The 9,182-nt window shown below is 62.1% G+C and carries 7 protein-coding genes; 4 read left to right on the top strand and 3 right to left on the bottom strand.

Going from position 1 to position 9,182, the window contains the following annotated elements; all coding sequences use genetic code 11:
• Positions 1-90 precede the first annotated feature (90 nt).
• Positions 91-1,842, bottom strand: coding sequence for an ABC transporter ATP-binding protein (locus AB4Z11_RS13120; RefSeq protein WP_442025693.1), 1,752 nt, complete (start codon positions 1,840-1,842; stop codon positions 91-93).
• A gap of 141 nt (positions 1,843-1,983) precedes the next feature.
• Positions 1,984-2,517 (bottom strand): TIGR01841 family phasin, encoded by a 534-nt coding sequence (phaP, locus tag AB4Z11_RS13125; protein ID WP_442025694.1) that lies wholly within the window; start codon positions 2,515-2,517, stop codon positions 1,984-1,986.
• Positions 2,518-2,692: 175 nt separating this feature from the next.
• Between phaP and AB4Z11_RS13130 the strand changes: the two genes are divergently transcribed.
• The 4 genes from AB4Z11_RS13130 (at position 2,693) to AB4Z11_RS13145 (ending at position 6,760) form a co-directional block, all read left to right on the top strand.
• Positions 2,693-3,973, top strand: coding sequence for an amidohydrolase family protein (locus AB4Z11_RS13130; protein ID WP_442025695.1), 1,281 nt, complete (start codon positions 2,693-2,695; stop codon positions 3,971-3,973).
• A 46-nt stretch (positions 3,974-4,019) separates the two neighbouring features.
• Positions 4,020-4,544: a GNAT family N-acetyltransferase gene (locus tag AB4Z11_RS13135; protein ID WP_442025696.1), complete on the top strand. Its 525-nt coding sequence runs from the start codon at positions 4,020-4,022 to the stop codon at positions 4,542-4,544.
• Positions 4,541-5,059: a GNAT family N-acetyltransferase gene (locus tag AB4Z11_RS13140; protein WP_442025697.1), complete on the top strand. Its 519-nt coding sequence runs from the start codon at positions 4,541-4,543 to the stop codon at positions 5,057-5,059. The genes AB4Z11_RS13135 and AB4Z11_RS13140 overlap by 4 nt, the downstream gene beginning before the upstream one ends.
• A 72-nt stretch (positions 5,060-5,131) precedes the next feature.
• Complete coding sequence (locus AB4Z11_RS13145) at positions 5,132-6,760, top strand: methyl-accepting chemotaxis protein (protein WP_442025698.1); 1,629 nt, start codon at positions 5,132-5,134, stop codon at positions 6,758-6,760.
• 94 nt (positions 6,761-6,854) lie between these two features.
• On the opposite strand, the gene AB4Z11_RS13150 is transcribed toward AB4Z11_RS13145, so the two are convergent.
• Positions 6,855-9,182 (bottom strand): alpha/beta hydrolase-fold protein (locus AB4Z11_RS13150; RefSeq protein ID WP_442025699.1); only part of this gene is annotated, 2,328 nt, incomplete at its 5' end.

Here is a 9,182-nt window from a genome sequence, read left to right on the forward strand (position 1 = left end):
GCCCAGTACAGGTGATGTAGGTCCGGTGCGGACGCGCGATGCAGCAGGCCGAAGGCGCGCTTTGTTTGCTCCTTGGCGTTGATTTTCTCGTCAGGCTGCATCGAGGCTGGCCTCCAGTTGTTGGTAGCGCCATTGGCTGGCGTACCAGCCGTTTTGCGCCAGAAGCTGTTCGTGCGTGCCGGTTTCCGTAATGCGGCCGTGCTGCAGCACCACGATCAGGTCCGCATTCACGACGGCGCTCAGGCGGTGGCTGGCAATGATGGCGCTGCGGCCGGGATGTGCCTGGCGCAGTTCTTCCAGATGTTCGAGGATGCGCGTCTCGGTGCCGGTGTCTACGGCGGACAAGGCATCGTCCAGCAGCAGCATCTCGTTATCGGACAGCAGGGCACGCGCAATCGCCACGCGCTGGCGCTGGCCGCCGGACAGCGTGATGCCTTTTTCCCCGACTTCCGTTTCGTATTTGTTCGGGAACAGCAGGATATCGTCGTGGATTGCCGCGAGATTCGCAGCGCGTTCCACTTCGGCGCGGCTGGCTTCCGGACGCGCCAGCGCGATGTTCTCCGCAATCGTGGCCGAGAACAGGAACGATTCCTGCGGCACCCAGGAGATGGCGCCGCGCAGGGTGTACAGGGTGTATTCGTCCAGCGAATGCCCACCCCAGCGCAGTGCGCCATGCTGTGGCACGATCTGGCGCAGGATAGCGCGCAGCAGGGTGGACTTGCCCGAGCCTGTGGGGCCGACGAGCCCCAGCGTCTGCCCAGGCTGCAGGGTCAGGGTGATGTGCGACAGCGCGGGCTCGGTCTGGCCCTGATAGCTGTAGCTCAGATCCGCGATGTGCAGCGGGCCGGGCGTGAGCGTGTTGAGCGTGCCATGATCATCGATCGACAAGGGCGCGTCCAGCATGGGCTGCAGGCGCGCGTAGGCGGCGCGTCCCCGTTCGATCAGGGACAGCACCCAGCCCGCTGCGAACATGGGCCAGATCAACTGGCCGAGATACATGCTGAAGCTGGTCAGTGCGCCGATGGTCAACTGGCCCTGCCACACCAGATAGCCGCCCAGGCCCAGCGACAATGCCGTGGCCGACGTCAGCGTTAAACCGACAGCAGGTTCGTAAGCGGCTTCCCACTTCTGCGCCGTGAGCGCGGCGCCGGCGGCCTTTTCGGCCAGCTCGGAAAAGCGTGTGCTGCTGCGCTGCTCAAGACCCAGCGCGCGCAGGGTGCGCACACCGGATAGCGTCTCCTGCACATGATCGTTCAGCGCACTGAAACGCTTCAGCGAATCGGCGGACGCGGTGTGGATGTGCGAAGAAATGCGCCAGAACGCCCAGGCCATGAAAGGGAAGGGGATCAGCGCGAACAGCGCGAGGCGCCAGTCCACGCCCAGCAGCATCATGCCCAGCACCATGACGAGGGACAGCGAACCGTCGAAACCCGCCAGCATCGCTTCACCGGCCGCCATCTCGATCGCATCGATATCGTTGGTGGCCAGCGCCATCAGGTCGCCGGTGCGCTGCTTCTGGTAGAAAGAGGGGCCTTGAAGGGACAGGCGGCGGTAAAAGCGTGTGCGCAGCTCGACGCCAAGTTGATAAGCGGCCGAAAACAGCTTCATGCGCCATGCCACGCGCAAGCCGTAATTCGCCAGACCGACCAGCAATAGCAGGCCGATATTCAGCAGCAGATCGTGATGGCTGAGCGTGTGTCCGGCCAGTCCGTCGATCATCTTACCGACCTGGCGCGGAATCCAGATGCCGATGACGGCCACACCAGCCAGCATCGCACCCGCCTGCGCGTAAGGACGCCAATGCGAGCGCACAAAGCCGCCGATAAGCCGCGATAAACTCATTGGAAATATTCCTAGCAAAGAGGCCGCTAGGATACAACACCTGCCGCTTTTATGTTTTTGGGGTCAGGCACCAAATGGTACATGAGCTCGCTACACAGCCGAGGCCGTGTCGCATTTGGCGCCTGACCCCAAAGGCGGGGGTTATTGCTTTTTCGGGGCGGCTTCGACGGCCGGTTTGGCTGGCTTGGATTTCGGGGCTTTCGGAGCAGCGGCTTCGATTGCTGGCTCTTCCGGCTCGGATGGGAATTCTTCTTCCACCACGGCTGGCTTGGCTACGGCCACAGCGACAGGCGCAGGCTTGGCGACGACCGGCGCTTCCAGCACCAGCGGCTTGACTTGCACGTTAGATTCTTTCAGCTGGTCTTTGGTGGCTTGCAGCAGGTCAGCCTGTGCTTTGCTGGCGATGCTGAACAGTTCGCGGCCGTAAGCCAGCACGCCGTCGAAGGACTGGGCCTTGGCGACGCTGAAGTATTCTTTCGGGTCTTTCGCTTCCAGCAGCTGCTTGGCTGCTTCAGCGCTTTTCTCCACCGACGCCTTGGTCGTGCTGATGTTCAGCGCGATGACTTTTTGCGCGCCTTCGAAGGCGGTGGTCGCGTAGGTATTCAGGAGTTTCAGTTGCGATTCAAGTTGCGACTTGGTAGCTGCGGAAAACTGCTCGGTGATCGACGAAAACATATCTTCTCCCAGGAACGATAAGAAATGGTGCGATGCAATAAAGCCATTCTAGCGACGAATTAACGTATTGAAAAGTCATTTTTGCCCCGCAGTGTAGCAAAATTAATGCGGCGCAACATTGCGTCCTGGACGGAGCTCTGTCTACAATCAGCCGTCCTCATCAGCGGAGTCTTCGATGGAGCTAGTGATCCGGAATGCCAGCCTGCCCGACGGCCGAGTGGGTATTGATATAGCAGTCAAGGATGGCCGCATTGCTGTCGTCGGTCCCGCGGTGGCCGTAACAGGCGCCCGCGAGATCGATGCAGAAGGCGGCCTCGTCACGCCGCCTTTCGTGGATGCGCACTTCCACATGGACGCCACCCTCAGCTACGGTCTGCCGCGCGTGAATCAGTCAGGCACGCTGCTGGAGGGCATCGCGCTGTGGGGCGAGTTGAAGCCGCAGCTAACGCAGGATGCGCTGGTCGAACGCGCGATGCAGTATTGCGACTGGGCGGTCGCGCGCGGCTTGCTGGCAATCCGCAGCCACGTCGATGTGTGCGATGACCGCTTGCTGGCGGTCGAAGCGCTGCTCGACGTCAAGCGCCGCGTCGCGCCTTATCTGGACCTGCAACTGGTCGCCTTCCCGCAAGACGGTGTGCTGCGCAGTCCCACCGCTTTCGACAATCTGAAGCGCGCCATCGCCATGGGCGTGGATGTCGTCGGCGGCATCCCGCATTTCGAGCGCACCATGGCCGACGGCGCAGAATCGGTGCGCCTGTTATGCGAGTTCGCCGCGGAGAAGGGGCTGCGCGTCGATATGCACTGCGACGAATCCGACGACCCGCTCTCGCGCCACATCGAAACCCTGGCCGCGCAGACGCATCGCCTGGGCATGCACGGCCGCGTGGCTGGCTCGCACCTGACGTCCATGCATTCGATGGACAACTACTACGTGAGCAAGCTGCTGCCGTTGATGAAGGAGTCCGGCGTGGCAGCCATCGCCAATCCGCTGATTAATATCACCCTGCAGGGCCGCCACGATACTTACCCGAAGCGCCGTGGCATGACCCGCGTACCCGAACTGATGGCGGCCGGCATCGACGTCGCCTTCGGCCACGATTGTGTGATGGACCCCTGGTACAGCCTCGGTTCCGGCGACATGCTGGAAGTGGCCCATATGGGCCTGCACGTAGCCCAGATGACGGGCCAGCAAGCCATGCGCGCCTGCTTCGCCGCCGTGACTGAAACGCCGGCCCGTATTCTCGGTTTGGAAGGCTACGGTCTGCAAGCGGGCTGCCACGCCGATCTGGTACTGTTGGATGCGCGCGATCCGGTCGAAGCGATCCGCTTGCGCGCCGCGCGCCGGCTAGTGCTGCGACGGGGCAGGGTGGTGGCCGAAGCGCCACCCGCCATCTCGCGCCTGGATCTGCCGGGGCGGCCGACGCACGTGAATTTCCGCACGACTGGACTTGCATAAGAAAATAGATGACAATCGAGCATCATTCCAGTGCCCTGGAGCTGCCTTGAAAGACATCGATATCCGTCCGGCGACCGAAGCCGATTTTGACTCCATGTGGAATATCTTCCAGGAGTTGATCGCGAGCGGCGATACCTATTACTTCGCAGCGGACACCAGCCTTGATGACTGCCGCGAATTCTGGTTCGGCAAAGAGATGCAGACCTGGGTCGCGGTGCTGCGCAACACGGACCGCCTGCTCGGCATGTATCGCCTGCTGCCCAACCAGCGCGACCGCGGCTCGCATGTGGCCAACGCCTCCTTCATGGTCAGCCCCGCCGCGCAAGGCGTGGGCATCGGCAAGCTGCTGGGACGCCACTGCCTGGAGCAGGCGCGCAATACGGGCTTCCTGGCGATGCAGTTCAATTATGTAGTGAGCACCAATGTCTCCGCCGTGCTGCTGTGGAAGCGGCTCGGTTTTTCCGTGATCGGCACGCTGCCGCGCGCCTATCGTCACCAGCAGCTCGGTTTTGTCGATGTGTACGTGATGTACCGCTTCCTGGCCGATCCCAGCGAATGGCCTGAACAATGATTGAAACCGAACGGTTGTACCTGCGTCCCCTGACCGCGGACGACGCGCCCTTTTATCTGCAACTGGTCAACGAGCCTTCCTTCATCGAGAACATCGGCGACAAAGGCGTGCGCACGCTGGAAGACGCGCGCAACGCCATCATTACCGGACCGATGGCGATGCAGCGCGCGCTGGGCTACTCGCTGATGCTGGTGCTGCAGAAATCGGACGACGTCCCTGTCGGCATGTGTGGCCTGATCAAGCGCGACATCCTGCCCGATACTGATATAGGCTATGCCTACATGCCCGCCTACTGGGGCCGCGGCTATGCCTATGAAGCGGCCGCGGCTGTGGTCGATTTTGCCCGCGACAAAATGGGGCTGAAACGCTTGCTGGGGATTGTTGCCCCACATAATGTTGCTTCAAATCAGCTGCTGAAAAAGCTTGGCCTTAGCTTTGTCGCGCTGAAGTTCCTGAAGGATGAGTCGACGGGAACGAATCTTTACTGCCTGGAGTTCCCGCCACGCCACATTTGATGCCGCTCGTCCTTGGCTTCTGCCGCCGATGGGCGCATGATGAACTTGCAAGAACAAAGCAAGGGAGAAATCATGAAACTGGCGGATTTGAAGATCGGTGTACGTCTTGCATTGCTGGGCGGCTTTTTCCTGCTGGCAGTTCTCATCGTCGGCTACCAGGGCTGGAGCGCCTTGGGTTTCATGCAAACCCGGAACACCGAAGGACTGCAGCGCTCCGTGGCGCTCACTGAAGCGGTCGATACGGCCCGCAGCGCGCAGGTCGAGTTCAAGATTCAGGTACAGGAGTGGAAGAACATCCTGATCCGCGGCCACGATCCGAAGCAGTTCGAAAACTACAGCAAGGCGTTTGTCGCGAGCGGCCAGAAGACCAGCGGCGAATTGAAGAAGCTGAGTGGCCAGCTGGAGCGCCTGAAGCTGCGCACGCCGCTGGTGGGCGAGGCGGTCAGCATGCTCGATGAACTGGGCAAGAATTATCTCAATGCGCTAAAGCAGTTCGATACCGCCAATCCCGAAAGCTACAAGATCGTGGACGGCCTGGTAAAGGGCATGGACCGTGCGCCGACCAAGAAGATCGACGACATCGTCACCTACATCGATGAGCAGGCGCGCGTGTCGGCTGCTGCCGTGGCGGAGGACAGCGCCAAGGCGCACCGCAGCGCCGCCATGTCGCTGGGGATTATGATCGTTATTACCGTGCTGCTGGGCGGCGCGATTGTGTGGTGGATGGTGCTGGGCATTACCCGGCCGCTGACGCAGGCAATCGATATAGCGAAGACCGTGGCGGCAGGCGATTTGCGCGCCGACGTCGAAGTCAAGAGCAAGGACGAAGTGGGCGAGCTGCTTGATGCGCTCAAGCTCATGAACAACAACCTCTCCAATATCGTGGGCCGCGTGCGTTCGGGCACGGAGACGATTGCGCATGCGTCTACTGAAATCGCGTCCGGCAATCTGGACCTGTCGGCGCGCACGGAGGAGCAGGCCAGTTCGCTGGAAGAGACGGCGTCTTCGATGGTGGAGCTGACCAGCACCGTGCGGCAGAACAATGAGAACGCGCACCAGGCGCGCACCCTGGCCTCCGCAGCTTCGGAGGTGGCAGTGAAGGGCGGCGCCACGGTGTCGGAAGTGGTGAAGACCATGGGCGCGATCAACGAGTCCTCTCGCCGCATTGTGGACATCATCGGCGTGATCGATGGCATCGCGTTCCAGACCAATATTCTGGCGCTGAATGCGGCCGTTGAAGCGGCGCGCGCGGGCGAGCAGGGACGCGGATTTGCCGTGGTTGCAGGCGAAGTGCGCAATCTGGCGCATCGCTCGGCCGCCGCCGCCAAAGAGATCAAGGAGTTGATTGGCGATTCCGTTGAACGTGTTGAGGCGGGCAGCAAGCTGGTTGGACAGGCGGGCGTAACGATGGAAGAAGTGGTAGCCAGCGTCGAACGCGTGACGGCCATCATCGCGGAAATCGCCGTCGCCAGCAACGAGCAGCAGAACGGCATTGAGCAAATCAGCACGGCCATCAACCAGATGGACAGCGTGACGCAGCAGAACGCCGCGCTGGTGGAAGAAGCCGCCGCTGCTGCCGATCAGTTGCAGCAGCAGGCGGCCAACCTGGCAGAATCAGTCTCCATCTTCAAACTGCGCGACCAGCCGGACGCCAAGCGCGCGGCCCTCGGCGTGCCGCGCCTGCGCGCAATCCGCGCATAAATTCAGCCAGCGCGGGCGGCCGCCGTATGCGCGGAGCGGATCTTCGATCCCACCGGCTCGTAGGGCGGATCATCGATCCGCCGCTGCCAGCATCTCAGCGCCCGAAGAACCAGCCGAGTGGCACATGCACCCGGCTGGCCCACGACTGCTCGTTGTGGATGCCGCCTTCGTCGGTATAGAAGTAGAAATCCCGTCCCTGCTGATAGCCTTGCTTGAGCATGGCCTTGCGGAAGGCCGCCGTTTCGTCCATGCCATCCATCGCCGTTCCCGCATCAATATAGAACTTCACCGGCAAATGCTTCGGCGGATGCTTCACCATGGCCGACTTGTTCCACCAGAAGGAACTCGAAACGCCRCCCGCCATCGAAAACGTCTGTGGATAATGCTGAGCGATATACACAGAGGCGAGCCCGCCCAGCGATGAGCCCATGACGGCCGTGTGCTTGCGGTCCTTCAGCGTGCGGTAATGGCTATCGATATACGGCTTGACGGTGGTTGCGACGAACTTCGCATATGTATYCAGCTTGCCGCCGCCGTACTTCGGATCGCAGCAGGGCGTGTATTCGCCAATGCGATCTTGCGTGTTGTCGATGCCGACCACGATCACTTCCTGCATATCGCCTTGCGCGACCATGCGGTCGGTAACTTCGTCGATGTTCCACTCCGTGCCGTAAGAGGTGGTCTTCGGGTCGAACAGATTCTGGCCGTCGTGCATGTAGAGCACGGGATAGCGCTTGCGCGGATTGTCCGCGTAGGACGGTGGCAGATAAATGCGCAGATTGCGCTCGTTGCCGAGCTGCGGCGATTTGAAGTGCTCGATGATTTGCAGCGTGCCGTGACGCACGGCCCCGGGCGCTGGGGCTGTGGCTTGGATGCGGATGGCTTCCACTGTGGCGTTGTTCGACGGTCCGCTGCTGCCGCCTGCATCAGCAAAGGTGCTGTTCGATTGCAGGTAGCTCATGTTGGTGAAGTCGTCCAGCTCGAAGCTGTAGCTGGCGGGTTTCAGGTCGGTGTAGATTGGCGTCGACCAGGCGGCGGCCAGCGCATGCGGCATTTGCACGACGCCTTCTGCGGCGACCTTGCCGTCCGCATTGCGCAGACGCAGCCACTTCACGCCGTTGCTGATGCCGAGATTGATCTTGTTGGCGGTGTTTGTGTAGCGCACCTGGATGGCGTGGCGCCCGCTGCTTGTGATGCTGATGGTCTTCGCATCCGCGGACGCTTCGACTGCGCCGACGCCTGTGCACACCGGCGCGCTGTGGTGGCTGCGGTTGCCGGACTGCTGGAACACCGCCTCCACTGAGTAGCACACGGAGCGCATGGCCTCCGCAGCCGCGCCACGCGATGCGGGCATTCCCACCGGCGCAGCGCGCGTCGTACGTGCGCTGGCTGCCGCGCCTGGCGCCCGGTCCATCCACGAGCCGGCGTTGACGCCCGCCGCGACCTGCATGCCATCGCGATACACGTTAAACGTCACGCGCTCGTCCGCCGCCCCCGACGCGATCCGCAGAGTCGCTCCGCCCGCCGCCGCGCTGGCAAGCGTGGCGGTTGGCTCGTGCGGCGCAAAGGCTTTCGGGCCTGTGTCTGTGGATTGAACGTCCACGCGTGTGATTTGCTGACGGCCTGGCATCAGCGCGCCGAGTTCCAGTTCGATCACGTTGTCGTCGGCGAGTTCCGTCCAGCGTGGTGCCTCGTGCATTTCAACGCCGTTCACCGTTCCGCGCTGAATCTCATAATAGCCTTCGATCTGCACCGGCGGCGGCAGCTTGATCTTCACGCTGATTCGCTTCCCGTGCAGCACGAGTCCCGTCAGCTCGATCATATCGCTGCCAGCCAGCGCCTCGCGGCGCAGGCGCGACGTGATAAATGGCCGTACCGACAAGCGCTCAGTCGTTGACGTCAGACCGAAGACCTGCTGCACGACCATGCCCACATAAGCGCCCACGGACCACAGCTGACGCTTCGAATTAACGACCGGCGGAATCGGGTCGCCCGTGATCCATTCCATATTCTCCATATTCGACAGGTTCAGCGTCGCGCTGCGCATCAGCGTTGCATAAGCCTCGTCGGCTACCGAAACATTGCGCGTCATCGCCGCAGCGCGCAGGCCGTAGGCGGTCACGAAAGGCCAGATCGCGCGATTGTGATACACCGGCACATCCTGCTGCTGTGGCCAGATCACCGGCGCGCCCATTGGCCCGTGCGGATAGTGCGCAAGAATGCTGCGCGCCTGTTCGGCGTCGGCGATGCCGGTGATGATGGCGAGCGACTGCCCGAGCCAGTCGAATTTGTGCAGCGGTGCGCCGTCGAAGTGGCCGGCGGTCAGGCTGGCGTACATGCCGGCGTCCTTCAGCCACAGGCGAGCGTTGATGGCGAGTTTCAGATCAAGCGCCCAGCCGTCGTAGCGGTCTGCGCGCACGGT

This window comes from Pseudoduganella sp. RAF53_2 (assembly GCF_052113985.1).
In the GTDB taxonomy this organism is placed as follows: domain Bacteria; phylum Pseudomonadota; class Gammaproteobacteria; order Burkholderiales; family Burkholderiaceae_D; genus Rugamonas.

Coding starts and splice junctions, on each gene's coding strand:
- AB4Z11_RS13120 (WP_442025693.1), bottom strand. CDS start 1,842: ATGAGTTTATCGCGGCTTATCGGCGGCTTTGTGCGCTCGCATTGGCGT.
- AB4Z11_RS13140 (WP_442025697.1), top strand. CDS start 4,541: ATGATTGAAACCGAACGGTTGTACCTGCGTCCCCTGACCGCGGACGAC.
- AB4Z11_RS13130 (WP_442025695.1), top strand. CDS start 2,693: ATGGAGCTAGTGATCCGGAATGCCAGCCTGCCCGACGGCCGAGTGGGT.
- AB4Z11_RS13145 (WP_442025698.1), top strand. CDS start 5,132: ATGAAACTGGCGGATTTGAAGATCGGTGTACGTCTTGCATTGCTGGGC.
- phaP (WP_442025694.1), bottom strand. CDS start 2,517: ATGTTTTCGTCGATCACCGAGCAGTTTTCCGCAGCTACCAAGTCGCAA.